Source organism: Microbulbifer sp. CNSA002 (genome assembly GCF_047324085.1).
Classification (GTDB): domain Bacteria; phylum Pseudomonadota; class Gammaproteobacteria; order Pseudomonadales; family Cellvibrionaceae; genus Microbulbifer.
In genome coordinates this window covers 2,180,625-2,196,033 of the sequence record NZ_CP172449.1, presented here as the reverse complement: position 1 = coordinate 2,196,033, position 15,409 = coordinate 2,180,625, and the positions used below count along the sequence as shown (strand labels likewise).

Sequence of the window (15,409 nt, the reverse complement as noted above, 5' to 3'; positions counted from 1 at the left end):
TATGGCACGCTTTGCCAATTTAGGAAGAATTCAGGGAGTGAATATCGCTAGAACACGCGCCGCCAGATCTGGAATAGACAACCCCTTATCTCTCGGCTTATACCAACTGTATGTGTGACTCAAGGCACCAACCAGCAAACGCCTTACCAGAGCGGGATCACCACCGGGACACTCGGCGGCCTCAATAGCGTCCAGCCATATCTGCTCATACTCCTCCCTTAAGCGTAAAACCTCCTGCTGACTCTCTTCGGATAGGCTTCTCCACTCCACCACCAGGATAGAAAAACCCGGTACTGCCAATCCATGAATAGCCTCTAATTCACACTGAATACAGGCCTGAAGCCTCTCTTGCGGTGTTCGACTCTGTTCCGCTGCGGTTCGCATTCGCGCACCGGCAAATATCGTCACCTCCCGCATTACTTCACAGAGAATCTGCTCCTTACTGGAGAAATGATGAAAAATACTGCCAGACAAAATACCCACTTCCGCAGCGAGATCCCGCACTGTTGTCCGGGCGAACCCTTTTTGCTCAAACAACCGCGCTGCAGCATTCAGCAAACGTCCACGGGCAGATTCAGGATCTGTTAGCACTCCCTCTGCCACCAAAGCACCTACCAGCTGCTGCGGCGATAACTCTTCGGGAACTCTCACAAAATCCTGCCCACTTTCAATCACGAACCACTCCCCATATTGGTCAATTTGAGTCAAACATCTTAACGGCCCTGAGAATTTTTAATCAAATAGGCGCCAAGTATTGAATACCAAGCGCTTGCTTGGTAGCGTTAAGCCATTCTGCGTTTTCCCACACGCAGGCGCAAGCGCCGACAAGAACAATAAAAACTGAATAAGCCGTAAGGCCGTAAAAAAGGAAACTTTCATGCGCTATCAAAGCCAGCTGCGCTCCGGCAGCTTTAGCGAGCAAACCTATATCGTCACCGGCGGCGGCAGCGGTATTGGACGCTGCATCGCCCACGAACTGGCCAGCCTCGGCGCCCATGTAGTATTGATCGGGCGCAAACTGGACAAGCTGGAAAGGGTTGCCGGCGAGATCAACAACGATGCTGGCGAGTGCAGCTTATTCAGCCTGGACATCCGCGATGAAGAAGGAGTGCAGGAGACAGTGGGGCAAATAGTCCAGGCCCGGGGCCAAATTCACGGATTAGTGAACAATGCCGGTGGCCAGTTCCCCTCCCCCCTTGAGCAGATCAACACAAAAGGTTTTGATGCTGTTGTACGCAGTAACCTGCTCGGTGGCTTTTTAATGTCCCGAGAAGTTTTTGTTCAATCTATGAAACAGCACGGCGGCAGTATCGTAAATATCACCGCAGATAACGCCGGCGGTATGCCAATGATGGGCCATTCCGGTGCCGCTCGAGCAGGCATGGAAAATATTACCGAAACCTCCGCCTTAGAGTGGGCGCCTTTTGGGGTTCGAGTCAACGCCGTGGCGCCAGGTTATATTCTCTCCAGCGGTTTTGATACTTACGACCCCAAATTCCTGCGCGAGCTATTACCGGGCTTCCGAGACAGTATTCCCCTCTATCGATTGGGAGAGGAAGCGGAAATTAGTGGGGCCGTGTGCTTCCTGTTTTCCGATGCCGCCAGCTATATCACCGGACAAACGCTGCGTATCGATGGTGGCTCGAGTCTCAAACATCACTCTCCCCTTTGGCAGCCACAGGCGGCTCGTAACTCTAAACGCTTCAACGGATTCCATCGCAAACGCCGGCCGCAGGTAGTGGAAGAATTGGAAGCGGAGGGCAAGCTCTAATGCAGCCGATTGATTCCCAGCTCGACAACCGCTCGGCAGAGTTCAATGACAACCAAGCTGCCATGCTGGAACAGATCAACCATTTTCGTGAAGCTGAGCAACGTCCGGTACAGGCAGAGAAAAGTAAGGCTGCGCGCTATCGTGACAGGGGCTGGCTGCTGCCAAGGGAGCGCCTTAATTTATTGCTCGACCCCGGCGCGCCTTTTGTAGAGTTGTGCTCCCTTGCCGGCTATAAACTTTTTGACGACCAGGATGGTACCGGTGCGGGTGGCGGAGCCATTTGTGGCATTGGCCAGGTCAGCGGACAACGCTGCATGGTTCGGGTGGATAACTATGCCGTAAAAGGTGGCACCATCTCACCAGCTGGGATGGATAAAGCCCTGCGGATGCAGAGGATCGCTCTGGAGAATCATTTGCCGATTGTCGCCCTGGCACAAAGTGGTGGTGCCAACCTGATGTATGCCAGCGACACTTTCGCTCCCGGTGGACGCGGATTTGCTAACCAGGCTCGAATGTCCGCTGCCGGTATTCCGCAAGTAACCGTGGTACATGGCGGCGCTACTGCTGGCGGTGCTTACCAGCCAGGCCTGTCAGATTATGTGGTCATGGTACGCGGGCAAACCGGTATGTATCTGGCTGGGCCGCCGCTACTGAAAGCAGCCACCGGTGAAATTGCCGATGCGGAAAGCCTCGGTGGAGCGGAAATGCACTGTACCGAATCCGGCAGTGGCGATTACTTAGCTGAGAACGACGCCGATGGTATCCGCATAGCAAGGGAAATTATTGCCACCCTACCCTCACCCATTAAAAGCTCAGTACAAAAAGACTACCGAGACCCATTGCATCCTATCGACGACCTGCTCGGCCTGATTCCAGCAGATAGTAAAAAGCCCTACGACGTGCGCGAAATTCTCGCTCGTCTAGCCGACGGCTCTGCCATGCTGGATTTCAAGCCGGAATTCGATCGACAAACCGTATGTGGCCATATTCGTATTGAAGGCTTTCCTGTAGGAATTATTGGGAATAACGGCCCGATCACCCCCAAGGGGGCCAACAAGGCCGCGCAGTTTATTCAGTTGTGCGAACAGAGTGGCACGCCACTGCTGTTTTTACATAACACCACCGGCTTTATGGTGGGTACCGAGGTAGAGCGCAACGGCATCATCAAGCACGGGGCCAAAATGATTCAGGCCGTGGCCAATGCCAGCGTACCAAAACTCAGTATTGTCGTGGGCGGTTCCTACGGGGCCGGCAACTACGCCATGTGCGGTCGCGGATTCGATCCCCGCTTTATTTTTGCCTGGCCCAATTCCCGCACCGCAGTTATGGGCGCAGCCCAGGCCGGCAAGGTAATGCGCATCGTCACCGAGCAAAAAATGCAACGCAGTGGCAATGTGGATGAGACTGTATTGGACAAATTGGAAAATGACACCAGCGCATTTATGCATGGCAATTCCGATGCTCTCGCCTGCAGTGCACGCCTCTGGGATGACGGCATTATCGATCCCCGCGATACACGCAAACTTTTAGGCATGTTGCTAGAAATTTGCAATGAGGCCGAGCAGAGAAAACTCAATAAAAATACCTTTGGCGTAGCTAGGTTCTAACGAAAAACCGGGGCAACAAGGAAGTGCGGTTGCCCATTAACACAATCACCGGGTTCACACTTCAAGGCAGGGAAAACAATAATGATATTTAGCGATCAACACCGGGAACTGCAGCGCACTGTACAAAACTTTGTACAGCAGGAAATCAATCCCAATGTGGCGGAATGGGAAAAGGCCGGCCGCTTTCCTATCCACGAAATTTTCCAACAACTGGCCAACCTGGGCCTGCTGGGAATCAGTAAGTCCACGGACTTCGGTGGCCTGGGTCTCGACTTCAGTTACGAAACCGTTTTCCTGGAAGAGCTGGGCAGCGCTCACTGTGGTGGTGTACCCCTGTCAATTTCAGTACAAACCTCCATGTGCACCCCGGCCCTGGCTAATTTTGGCAGCCAGGATTTGAAAGAACAGTTCCTGATTCCCGCTGTGAGTGGCGAGATGATCGGTGCAATTGCCGTTTCCGAACCCGGCGCCGGTTCCGATGTTGCTTCGATTAAGACCACCGCCAAGAGCGATGGCGACGACTATGTGATTAACGGCAGCAAGATGTGGATCACCAACGCCCCCTGCGCCGATTTTTTCTGCACCCTGGTCAATACCAGTGAGGGCAAAGCCCATAGCAACAAATCCCTGGTCATTATTCCGGCGAAAACGCCTGGTGTACGCATCGGCGAAAAACTCGACAAATTAGGCATGCGCTCATCGGAAACCGCTCCCATCTTTTTTGACAATGTACGGGTGCCCAAACATTTCCGTATCGGCGATGAAGGTGCCGGATTCCTATTGCAGATGCTTCAGTTCCAGGAAGAACGCCTCGCCGGCGCCGCGCTGAACTTAAAAGGCCTGGAGCACTGTGTAACCAGCACCATCGACTATGTGCGCGAACGCCATGCCTTTAAAGCACCATTGATCGACAATCAAACTATCCACTTTGCCCTCGCAGAAATGCAGACCGAAGTGGAATGCCTGCGCTCTCTAACCTGGCGCGCGGTGGAAGCTTATGTGGCAGGTGAAGATGTCACTACCCTTGCTTCAATGGCCAAGCTCAAGGCTGGTCGCCTGTCCCGCTCTATTCCCGATCAGTGCCTGCAGTTCTGGGGTGGCATGGGCTATATCGAGGAGACTGTAATCAACCGCGCTTACCGGGATAGCCGTCTCACCGCTATCGGCGGCGGTGCAGATGAAGTAATGCTCGGCATTATCTGTAAGCTGATGGGCATACTGCCCAGCAAACGCAAACCCACCGCGTGAGGTCAGGCCATGGAGACAATTATTGATGAAACCATCGGCATCGCCCGCTATCTCACGCTAAATCGCCCGCAGCAGCGCAACGCCATCAGTTTGCAAATGGTAGATGAGCTTCTGCAAAAACTCGCAGAAGCGGAAGAAGATCCGCAGGTGCGAGCGTTGGTACTGCGGGGTGCAGAACACAACTTCTGCGCCGGTGGCGATATTGCCGATATGCTCAATGCTCAGCAGGGCGCGAGCGATGGAAATAGTGATGTGTTTTTTCACCTAAACCGTCGTTTCGGTGAACTGATGGAACGCTTTAATCGCACCCCTTTAATAGTCATTGCCGTATTGGAAGGTGCCGTAATGGGCGGTGGTTTCGGGCTCGCTTGCAGTGCCGATATTGCCATTGCCGATCGCAGTTGCCGCTTCGCCCTTCCGGAAACCCGCCTGGGTTTACCGCCTGCACAAATTGCACCCTTTGTCGTGGCTCGGGTCGGCCTCTCCCAGGCCCGGCGCCTGGCCCTCAGCGGAGCAAAAGTCAATGCACAGCAGGCCTTGGAAATTGGGTTAATCCATCAGTTACTCGATAATTCCGAAGCCCTTGAAGGCGCGCTGCAGGAACACCTGGGCGCGATCAATGCCTGCGCTCCCGGCGCTCTGGCAACGACCAAGCAAATCTTGCTGGATGCGGCGCGGGTGAGTGATGAGACTGCCCTCAGCCAACTGCTCGACGGCGCTGCGCAACAGTTTTCCCGCGCAATTCAAGGCCATGAAGGGCGCGAAGGCGCCCGTGCATTTCTGGAAAAACGATCACCGGAGTGGCAGCACTGATGTCGACAACAGAGACCCTGTTAATCGCCAATCGCGGCGAGATCGCACTGCGAATTATGCGTACTGCTCAGGCGGAAGGCTATCGCACAGTCGCCGTCTACAGCGATGCGGACTGCGATGCACTTCACCCACAAGCTGCCGATATCGCCGTAGCCATTGGCGGGCAGACTTCGGCGGAGTCCTATCTGGATATCCAAAAAATTCTCGACGCGGCTAAAAAATCCGGAGCCACCGCCATCCACCCCGGCTACGGCTTTCTCGCTGAGAATGCGGAATTTGCCAGCGCTTGCGAAGAGAGTGGACTGAGTTTTGTTGGCCCGAGTGCCGAAGTCATAGAACTGATGGGCAACAAACGCAAAGCCAAGGAGTTTGTTGCCGCAGCCGGCGTACCCTGTATTCCCGGCTTCCAGGGTGCCCAGGACGACGACACCCTGATCGCCGAGGCGCGGCGCATTGGCTTCCCATTAATGATCAAAGCCGCCGCAGGCGGTGGTGGGCGCGGCATGCGCCTGGCTCACGGAGACAACGAGCTGGCCTCCCAGTTACGCGCCGCCCGCAGTGAATCCATGAGTGCATTTGGCAGCGACGAGTTAATTCTGGAAAAGGCACTGGTCAACGCTCGCCATATCGAAATCCAGGTGTTTGCGGATCGTCACGGCAACTGTATTCACCTGGGGGAGCGAGATTGCTCCGTACAACGACGCCATCAAAAAGTGGTCGAAGAGTGCCCTTCCCCTGCGGTCGACACCCAGCTGCGGGAAAGAATGGGGCAAGCCGCAGTCGACGCCGCGCGAGCCTGCGGTTATCTAGGCGCGGGCACCGTTGAGTTTCTACTCTGCCCCAACGGCGAGTTCTATTTCCTGGAAATGAACACCCGGTTGCAAGTGGAGCACCCGGTAACAGAAATGGTAACCGGTTTTGACCTGGTAGCTTGGCAACTGGCAGTAGCACGCGGCGAAGCCCTGTGCGTTTCCCAGCAGAGAGTCACCCAGCAGGGGCACGCCATTGAAGTCCGCCTGTATGCCGAAGACCCGGAACAACAATTCCTGCCCCAGGCCGGAAAAGTACTCCACTGGGTAGCGCCAAAGGGACAAGGAATCCGTATCGACCACGCATTGAAAAATGGTTGTGAAATTACGCCATTTTACGACCCCATGCTCGGCAAATTAATTGCCTGGGGGCAGGATCGAGAAGAAGCTCGGCGCAAGCTAACCCAAGCCCTGACCCGGCTGGAATTTATCGGCCCCAAAAACAATATCCATTTCCTGCAGAAGATCCTGGCCGAATCACAGTTTATCTCTGGCGATGCCGATACCAGTTTTCTCGACCAAAAAAGCACGCTGACATCCGCAGAACCAGTTCCAGCAGTAATTGCAGCCCAAGCCACATTACTTAATCACTTGCACCAAGCCAACCCTCAGGATCAGCGTAGCGGCCGCAGTGACTGGCGCAGTGGCGACAACAGCGTGCCGATCAACTACCGACTGGAAATTTCAGGACAAACCCTAAACTGTGAGCTGCTGGCGTTAGTAGATAATTCTTATCAAATCTCAGTAGGCGACCAACAGTTCCTGATTCAGTGGGTCCATTTTGAGAAATCAAAAAAAGAAAGTGGAGTTTATAGTGCTGAACTCCTGCTGGATGGCGTTAGCCAAAAGAGACTGTTCCTAGCCAACCAAAGTAATCTGTATGTCCTGTTAGACGGCAGGCAATTTCATTTTGTCGATATCACCCACGCCCCGGCCAAATTGAGCCTTAACGAAGGCAGTGGCCGCATCACGGCTCCTATGGACGGTTGCCTGGTGCAGGTATTGGTTGAGCCCAATCAAAGCGTTCAGCGGGGAGACACTATCGCCTTAATGGAAGCCATGAAAATGGAGCACGCCCTGCGCGCAGACCGTGACGGTACCGTAATTAAACTGGGCGCCTGTGAAGGAGACCAGGTACGCGGTGGCCAGCTGTTAGTTCAGATCGAAGCCGCTCCCACGGAAACCGCCAAAATCCCCAGCGACGCTACTTCCTAAAGGAGATCAGCATGTACGATATTGATGCCTCCCGTATGGCAAGCCCCTTCTGTGACGAAGGCCATCAGGAATGGCGCACCCAGTTGCGCCGCTTTGTCGACCGCGAGATTACTCCCTACATCACTCAATGGGACGAAGATGGCCAACTACCCGCCGAGCTTTGGAAAAAAGCCGCAGAAGTTGGCCTTCTACAGATGAGTTACCCGGAAAACTACGGCGGCATCGAAACCGATGTCTTCCATATGATTGTTGCCGCAGAGGAGTTAGCCCGCCCCGGCGCTGGTGGCCTCTACGCCAGCCTGATGGTCCACGGCATTGCCCTGCCCCCATTACTGCACTATGGCAGCGAGGCCCTAAAAGATCAGGTTATTCCCTCGGTATTACGTGGCGAAAAGCATATTTCCCTGGCTGTTACCGAACCAGGCGCAGGCTCCGATGTAGCCAATCTCCAGTGCCGCGCAGAGCGTGATGGGGATGACTATATCGTTACCGGCGAAAAGACCTATATCACCGGCGGTATGCGCGCTAACTGGTTTACTACTGCGGTGCGCACTGGCGAGGAAGGCTTCGGCGGTATCTCCCTGCTCTTAATCCCTGCGGATGCCGAAGGCGTTAGCAGGCAGCTTCTCGATAAAAAGCAGGGCTGGTGGTGTTCTGATACGGCCAGTATCTTTTTTGATCAGGTGCGCGTGCCCGCGAGTAATCTAATTGGCGGTGAGAACCAAGGTTTCTTGCCCATAGTGCACAACTTCAATCGCGAGCGCCTGGGCATTGCCGCTTCCTGTGTAGAATTCAGCCGGGTCTGCTTGCAGGATGCCATTGAGTGGGCCCAGGAGCGCCAAACTTTCGGAAAGCGTCTCGCCAATCACCAGGTGATTCGACACAAATTTGCCCAGATGCTTCAACGCATCAATGCCACCCAAGCCTATCTGGACCTCTGTGCCTGGGCAGAGCAACAACATCAGCTCAAAGTAGCGGATATCGCACTACTCAAAGTCCAAGCCACAGAAACCCTTGAGTTCTGCGCTCGGGAGGCTATGCAGGTGTTGGGCGGCGCAGGCTATATGCGCGGCAGCCGTGTTGAGCGTATATATCGTGAAGTGCGGGTGAATGCGATTGGTGGCGGATCTGAAGAAATAATGCGGGATCTAGCGTCCAGGCAAATGGGGATTTAGTAAGTGTAAGACCCCCTGAAAACATTCATATTAATAATTACGAAGCTTTATTTGGGGTAGTTACTTTGACTCAAGCAGCAGCAACTTCTTAAGAGAACAATTAACTACCCACTTTATAACCATCTTAACAACTACTAGAGGAATAAAAATATAGAGATAGTGAAGAGAATTGTGTGATATTTAGAAAATTCATCCCAAAAATTCACTTTCCCAAATAGTATTTCTGCATAAGGATCACCAAAGATCCAATCCGGCCTCTCCCCTCGAGCCAACCTGTTACATACAGTATGAAAGGCATAAAAGGAAGAACCCCTCGGTTTGAAAAACAAAGCCATCGGACTTCCATCCCTAAGCCATTTTTCATGGTACCTCTCAAATTGGTACTTAATCAGATCAGATAACTTTAGGTGACTGATTAAAATCGTAACTGGGAAGGAAAAAACCACTATAGTAAAAAAGTTAAACATAGCCCAATTCGGGAAACCAACTTATATAGCGCTGACACTTACTCAAAAATTAATTGGTACCCAACTGTGTAGCTCAGGCTCGCAATAACACGAGCCCGAGATCAGACTTAAATGCAGCTACCCTTACTTCTTGTCCTGAATGAAATCCCTTACCTGCTCACTTAGTACGGCCATAGGAACATTGCCATTTCTCAGAATGATTTCATGGAAGTCCTTAATATCGAAGTCTTCACCAAGTTCATTTTGCATCAGTTCTCGCAAGGCGAAAATCTCGAGGGCACCAGAATCATAAGAGGTAAGCTGCGCAGGCATAACCGCCATTCGGTCCATCAGAGTCCTCGGGCCTTTTGCAAATGAAGCGCCAGAATCCTGCAAAAACTCCGCAACCTTTTCATCACTCCAACCGAGTACATGCATTGCGGTGTCCGCTACCATACCTCGCGCAGGCCATGCTCTCCTTAGGATCTTGGTTGACCCATACTGATACATTCCCGCTTCCTCCGCTAGATGTTCAGAGTACCTACCCCAACCTTCAGCAAAAGCAGAGTTAGACAAAGCATCTTCTATTTTGTGAAACTTTTCTTGCTCTTGTACGAGAGCAATTTGCATATGATGGCCCGGGTACCCTTCGTGGATAGTAACCTTCTCTGCAGAAGCGTAAGACTCATCCTTGTAAGTTGTCGGATCATATCCAAATCTCGCCTTGCGCTCCTTGGTGCCCGGAATATAGTGTGCGCTGCGACCTGATCCCTGTTCATGCTCAGGGATAGCTTTTACTTCCATTTCGATCAAAGGCATTTCATGGAAGAAGTCAACGGTTAAATCTCTAGACTTATCTACCAGGCGCTCATAAAACTGATGCATTTCATCAGCGCTATTAAATTTCTGAGTTTTATCCTCACTGGCCCTTGCCACTGCCTCAGAATAGGAATCTACTTGATAGAACTCCTTGCCTAAGCGAACCACTTCGCTCTTGTTTGAGTTGACAGCACTTAAACCCAACTCAAAAACTTCTTCTGGTGTTCTCTGCAAAGTCGTATAAGAACGATACTGAGCCATATAACATTCACGGCCATTAGGAATCGCATGGATACCAAGCTCGGCTCTGGCTTCAGGTAAATAGGCAGACTCTAGAAAATTCTTGTAATTCTCCATTGAGGGGATAACGTGATCTGAAAGCACCTGTTTAAATGCAGCTTCAAACTCAGGGTCCCCAGCTTTCTTCGCTAACCCCAAGAACGGGTGCTCATCGATAGGTACTTGGGTCAAGCCACCAACTTGCTGAATGACTCGCTTAACCACACTCTGAGGTGCGGAGTAACCTTGCTCTAACCCCCGGCGGAGATTGGCTATTTCTTGCTCATAGTAACGAGCCGCGTCAAGCCAACGTTCAATCGCATCTGCCTTTTCTTGGGCTGTTTCAACCGGCTGTACCTCAGTCAAAAAGCCAAGAATGATATGAGGGCCAAACATATGATCAACAGACCAGAGTTCAGTCTTACACACCCTTAGGCCAACATTGGACTCTAGTCGCTCTTTCAGTTTGAAGTAGAATACCTTCTCTTGATCACTTTTTAGACCATCAAGATCTATCTCTGCCAATTTATTGAGTATTCTGTCCTCAGATGCCGCTAGAGAAGCAGCGTTACTGGGGGAGTTACTTAAAAAAAGGTTGTGCCTGTCCAGCTCCATATCTGAGAAGTAAGCGTACGGCTGGAAGTTTTCTAAATAAGCTTCAGCATATTGATCCGCTAGATCATGGAGTAGCGCCGAGTTGTCAATAGCTTCCCTACCGGCCACATCAGTTTGGTTATCAGTAACTGAGCACCCCATTAGGACCGATGAAACTACCAATACACCTAAACCCGCTCTTTTTACATTAATCATTCTTATAAGACCGCAACATAAAACTCATTAAAAAGGTTTCTATAAAGAAAACTTCAACTTCCTGTTTTATAGTAGGCACTGTAACAAAATGAGTTTCAACACCTCAAATGCGGAATATCGGCGAAGCGAGGATATTTATAGATAAATCCCAGAGATAGAGCGCGGAACTCGTTTAATTGACAGAGTCACAAGTAACAAGCGCTAGCAACTTGACATAGAGACCACCTAAGCCTCCATTAACCTATGCACTTGAAGGGTATGGCGATGCATAAGAAGCCCACTTTAATAAAAATGGGCTTCTTAAAGAACAGTAATTCCTTATAACACCGATGAATGTTACTTCATTTATATTACGGCACTAACTGGTAGCTATTACCTAAGTCGTCTTGTACCACCTCAGCAATACCATCGATGGCGGAGACTTCTAATGGCTCACTTAGAATGCGACTTCTAAATGTCCAGCCTTCTGGCAGATTGAGGCGACTACCCAGGTCTTTTAAATCGTCAAACTGAAGATCAGAGACCTCAATATGACTAAATGATTGCATAATATACACCTGCCCATTGATATCAGTTAGCTCGTAAACACGACGGCCTTCATAAAACAACCAAGTATTATTCCTTAGTACTTGTCCAGGAATATAGGAAACACTCTCTCCGAGATCAGAACTATAATTCATGGTAGTCAATAAGCGCATTTCTAAGTCACCAAAAAAACGGTATTCATCATCCGGACTGGGTGAGACAATATCGCCACCTAAAATTTCATCCACCACAAAAAAACGCGGCCCATTAGGGATTGCAAAAAGCGCACCATACTCAATTTCTATATCGTTGAAGTTGATAGCATCCCACTGACTTTGGGGACAAAAATTAACACCCGGGGTACCCCAAATCTCTGTTGACTCCTCAGCTCCGTCTAGATAAGACAGTAATATCTCACAATAGCGAAAATTAAAGAGTGGACCGCCAGCTTGCAATGGTTCCTCAACCGTAGTATTTCGCAAGAAATCTAAAAAGTGTATGGCCAATTCCTCGCCTACATCGTCTTGAATAAAGTGGCCTGCAGCAAAGCGCCTATGATCACCATCATCCGAACCTGGTACATGCTCCACCCACTTCTGTTGCGTTTCAATACTCCCCAAGTTGATATCATACTCACCGGCATTAAACATAAATGGGTTGTGAAAAGCTCCAAGTGTTTTCCAGGCAGAAAAATTCTGCATTTCAATGCCTACCATCATCGCAGGAAATGCTCGTATTGCCGCTTTATACTCAATATTTGGGTAGGGGGCGTTATACGCAAGTACTTCCTCATCACTTAGCAGGTTAATAGTCAATGTTTGTACCACATCTCCAGCAATTAATTCCGGTACACTAGAAGCATAGTTAATCCATTGTTGGAATCCCTCCACCCTGTCAGTCGATTTTGAAGTAAAGAATGTTTCTGCATCACCCAGTGATTCATCAATCTCAAAAGTCGGGTATATATAAGGATTTCCCCCCAATGGAATCACCGGAAGGTCACCATTCGCGACAACTAGCCTTTCGATAACTTGTGGCATATCACCTGCAATACGAAGACCAATAACACTTCCCCAATCTTGTACAAACAGATTAATATCAGTTAAATTTAACTTATCAATAAACGCCTTAGTCCAAGCAACATGTTGTTCATATTGATGAACTGTGACGTCGATCGGCTTGTCTGACCTTCCCATTCCAATATTATCTGGTGCAATCACTCGGTAACCGGCATCAGCAAGGATCGGGATCATTTTTCGGTATAAATAGGACCAGCTGGGTTGACCATGTAGTAACAGTATAACTTCGCCATTATTAGGCCCAACATCCACGTAATGCATATTTAAGCCGTCAATTTCTACGTAACTTGGCTCAAACTCATATCCTGAAAGGGAGTCAAAACAGGCATCGGGAGTAACAATGTATTCCAAACCCGTAGCGGTTGCATGTATTTCACTTTCAGACAATTTACAAGCATCGCTATTTGGGCCTGTAACTAAGGGAATCTCTGTCCCAGAGACATCTTCAGAGTCATCCGAGTCACAAGCAACCAATAGGGAACCCAAAAAGCAGATACCGAGCAGGCACCGGAATAGAGAGATATATTGGTGAGTTATAGATATAGAGACAAAAGAATAATTCATAATATAAACCTTCCTTTTACATTAAATAAAAATTCCTTTAACTGGAGAGGATATTCATATCACCATCAGAGCATCCACCTATGACAGAATTGTGCGGATGGTGAAAAACTCCGCACGACCAGAACTGTTGGAAGTTTTATCATTAATTAAACAGGGAAAACTCTATAAAAAAAGCACATAACTAACTTCCGCCAATTTAAAAACCAGAGATACATAAACTTATGCTTAGATACTTAAAAATTTGCTTGCAATCGAGAATGTTTTGTATGAACGGTGCATATTTCAAGCTCAATGGAGCAAATGGCAAGTTTCTTTCATATGAGATTACCTATATCATTCACTGTTGATATTTTGATATATAAAATCGATATTGAATGCAATATAGGCAAGGAACCTTGTTTGAATTTCGCAAAATAAATAAGATCCAAGCATGGATATTTCTTCTAATATGGCCATGGGTGAATATCTTTATCGTCTCTGCTACACTTTATTCACTTGAGTCACTAACCCCCCACCTCTTCCTGTTGGCTACAGCTAAAATATGGGGAACATTTATTTTATGTCACCTTCTTTTCATTTTTATTGAAAACCTTCCCAACAGCCCTCTACGATTATTAAAAGAAGAACACATTTACTTACTTAGACCAATTGTAGTCATTTTTCTATTTATAAGCATTGCACCGATCGTAGAACCCCCATTAACTTTCAAAGTACCTGATATTAAAATATTACCATTGGCGATAATGCTACTTGAATCCACAGTTTATATTTTTGCCATATATATATTTCAACAGCAAAGCTTCTACTATCGCTCGCAGCTTCATGCGCAACAGGCAGAGCTACAAATACTTAAAATGCAATCAAATCCTCACTTTCTATTTAACACTCTAAATTTGATTGCATCAGAAGTCATTCAGCACCCATCAAAAGCTAAAGAGCTCATTTACAGCCTTTCCGATTTATTGCGCGACACAATCAACTTAACCAAAACCCAATGGATAACTATTGAGGAAGAACTAAGATTAATCGAGTTATACCTCTTGCTGCAGCAAAAGCGCTTTGAGGATCGATTCACCTTTGATATTGACTGCCCACAAAATTTGAATGGAATGAATATACCTTCATTACTATTAATGCCAGCTGTGGAAAATGCTATAAAGTACGGTATTGCACCCTACGCTAAAAGTGGTCATGTGAGTGTAAATGTGGAACTAAATAATAGCTACATAGAAGTGGAAGTTCAGGATACAGGGGCATGCTTTGATGACAAAAACATCACTTATGGTGAAGGATTACGTATTCTAACTCAAACATTAAGAGTCAACTTCAGTGACAACCACGCCCTTAAGCTAAATTCAAGCGGTGAAGGAGCAAGTTTGAAAATTCGATTCCCACAAGTAAATTCATCCATAACCCCGTAGGTTGAAAATGGCGAAAATGAATACTAAAAAGGTAATTATTGTCGATGATGAACCTGCAGCAAGATCCAATCTAATAGAAGTAATCAACACCTTCGATGAATTGAAAGTTGTGGCGCAAGTAACTGATGGGAAGTCAGCAATAAAGCAGATCACAACCAAAAGCCCTGATATCGTTTTCCTTGACATTGAAATGCCAGAAGTGAATGGCTTTGATGTGGCCAATGCAACTCAACATATAAACTATCAACTTGTCTTCCTAACAGCCTATCAGCACTATGCCCTGCGTGCGTTCGACACAAATGCAATTGACTATTTGACAAAGCCTGCTCATCCAGAATTAATAAAGAAAAGCATTCGCAAGATATTACGGCAAGAGATGTATGCCTTAGGGCAACAGACGTCTTCGACAAGCGGAAACCGATTGGTTTTGAGTGATTACAATCAAATGAAGATATTTGAATATGAACAAATTAACTATATCGATAGTATCGGTCGTTATCGTCGCATCCACCTTACCGAGACAGGAGTTAAATCTCACAATACAAATACCATTATTTCAGATATGACACTTGACAGTTTCAGTGAGCAGCTACCTAAGGAAACTTTTTACCGATTACATCGAAGCTACATCATTAACAGCCATAGAATCCTTGAATTAAAGTTACAGTCACGACGCCATTTTGTCCGGCTTTCCGGAACAGATACACTTATCCCAGTATCTCGCAGTTTTCTATCCATCTTAAAGGAGAGTATTAGAGTCTCAGCTAGCTCTCTAATTGGGTAATAGATGGCTCTAAGTAATCCCACAAATACAGCTATGAAATTACT

The 15,409-nt window shown here is 48.4% G+C and carries 11 protein-coding genes; 8 read left to right on the top strand and 3 right to left on the bottom strand.

Annotation, left to right across the window (positions count from 1 at the left end):
- Nucleotides 1–30 precede the first annotated feature (30 nt).
- Entirely contained in the window at nt 31–675 is a 645-nt protein-coding gene (locus ACG1BZ_RS09900) for a TetR/AcrR family transcriptional regulator (RefSeq protein ID WP_413665477.1), read from the bottom strand.
- Nucleotides 676–877: 202 nt separating this feature from the next.
- On the opposite strand from ACG1BZ_RS09900, the gene ACG1BZ_RS09895 reads away from it, so the two are divergent.
- From ACG1BZ_RS09895 to ACG1BZ_RS09870, 6 genes are all read left to right on the top strand, one after another.
- Complete coding sequence (locus ACG1BZ_RS09895) at nt 878–1,771, top strand: SDR family oxidoreductase (RefSeq protein WP_413665476.1); 894 nt, start codon at nt 878–880, stop codon at nt 1,769–1,771.
- Nucleotides 1,771–3,378 (top strand): acyl-CoA carboxylase subunit beta, encoded by a 1,608-nt coding sequence (locus ACG1BZ_RS09890; protein WP_413665475.1) that lies wholly within the window; start codon nt 1,771–1,773, stop codon nt 3,376–3,378. The genes ACG1BZ_RS09895 and ACG1BZ_RS09890 overlap by 1 nt, the downstream gene beginning before the upstream one ends.
- Before the next feature lie 81 nt (nt 3,379–3,459).
- Nucleotides 3,460–4,626, top strand: a complete 1,167-nt coding sequence (locus ACG1BZ_RS09885) for an acyl-CoA dehydrogenase family protein (RefSeq protein WP_413665474.1) — start codon at nt 3,460–3,462, stop codon at nt 4,624–4,626.
- Between the two features lie 9 nt (nt 4,627–4,635).
- Nucleotides 4,636–5,439 carry an enoyl-CoA hydratase/isomerase family protein gene (locus ACG1BZ_RS09880; RefSeq protein ID WP_413665473.1) on the top strand — a complete coding sequence of 268 codons (804 nt, stop codon included), beginning with the start codon at nt 4,636–4,638 and terminating at the stop codon, nt 5,437–5,439.
- On the top strand, nt 5,439–7,463 hold the full coding sequence (locus tag ACG1BZ_RS09875; protein WP_413665472.1) for an acetyl/propionyl/methylcrotonyl-CoA carboxylase subunit alpha: 2,025 nt from the start codon (nt 5,439–5,441) through the stop codon (nt 7,461–7,463). Before ACG1BZ_RS09880 ends, ACG1BZ_RS09875 begins: the two co-directional genes overlap by 1 nt.
- 11 nt (nt 7,464–7,474) lie before the next feature.
- Complete coding sequence (locus ACG1BZ_RS09870) at nt 7,475–8,638, top strand: acyl-CoA dehydrogenase family protein (protein ID WP_413665471.1); 1,164 nt, start codon at nt 7,475–7,477, stop codon at nt 8,636–8,638.
- A 590-nt stretch (nt 8,639–9,228) separates the two neighbouring features.
- Here ACG1BZ_RS09870 and ACG1BZ_RS09865 read toward each other — a convergent pair.
- A complete protein-coding gene (locus tag ACG1BZ_RS09865) occupies nt 9,229–10,992 on the bottom strand; it encodes a DUF885 domain-containing protein (protein ID WP_413665470.1) in 1,764 nt (587 codons plus the stop codon).
- A 350-nt stretch (nt 10,993–11,342) separates the two neighbouring features.
- Complete coding sequence (locus ACG1BZ_RS09860) at nt 11,343–13,160, bottom strand: haloalkane dehalogenase (protein ID WP_413665469.1); 1,818 nt, start codon at nt 13,158–13,160, stop codon at nt 11,343–11,345.
- A 395-nt stretch (nt 13,161–13,555) separates the two neighbouring features.
- Between ACG1BZ_RS09860 and ACG1BZ_RS09855 the strand changes: the two genes are divergently transcribed.
- Both ACG1BZ_RS09855 and ACG1BZ_RS09850 read left to right on the top strand, forming a co-directional pair.
- A complete protein-coding gene (locus tag ACG1BZ_RS09855) occupies nt 13,556–14,581 on the top strand; it encodes a sensor histidine kinase (RefSeq protein WP_413665468.1) in 1,026 nt (341 codons plus the stop codon).
- A 7-nt stretch (nt 14,582–14,588) separates the two neighbouring features.
- Nucleotides 14,589–15,365 carry a LytR/AlgR family response regulator transcription factor gene (locus ACG1BZ_RS09850; RefSeq protein ID WP_413665467.1) on the top strand — a complete coding sequence of 259 codons (777 nt, stop codon included), beginning with the start codon at nt 14,589–14,591 and terminating at the stop codon, nt 15,363–15,365.
- Nucleotides 15,366–15,409: the final 44 nt, after the last annotated feature.

Coding starts and splice junctions, on each gene's coding strand:
- ACG1BZ_RS09865 (WP_413665470.1), bottom strand. CDS start 10,992: ATGATTAATGTAAAAAGAGCGGGTTTAGGTGTATTGGTAGTTTCATCG.
- ACG1BZ_RS09870 (WP_413665471.1), top strand. CDS start 7,475: ATGTACGATATTGATGCCTCCCGTATGGCAAGCCCCTTCTGTGACGAA.
- ACG1BZ_RS09885 (WP_413665474.1), top strand. CDS start 3,460: ATGATATTTAGCGATCAACACCGGGAACTGCAGCGCACTGTACAAAAC.
- ACG1BZ_RS09890 (WP_413665475.1), top strand. CDS start 1,771: ATGCAGCCGATTGATTCCCAGCTCGACAACCGCTCGGCAGAGTTCAAT.
- ACG1BZ_RS09875 (WP_413665472.1), top strand. CDS start 5,439: ATGTCGACAACAGAGACCCTGTTAATCGCCAATCGCGGCGAGATCGCA.
- ACG1BZ_RS09850 (WP_413665467.1), top strand. CDS start 14,589: ATGGCGAAAATGAATACTAAAAAGGTAATTATTGTCGATGATGAACCT.
- ACG1BZ_RS09880 (WP_413665473.1), top strand. CDS start 4,636: ATGGAGACAATTATTGATGAAACCATCGGCATCGCCCGCTATCTCACG.
- ACG1BZ_RS09895 (WP_413665476.1), top strand. CDS start 878: ATGCGCTATCAAAGCCAGCTGCGCTCCGGCAGCTTTAGCGAGCAAACC.
- ACG1BZ_RS09860 (WP_413665469.1), bottom strand. CDS start 13,160: ATGAATTATTCTTTTGTCTCTATATCTATAACTCACCAATATATCTCT.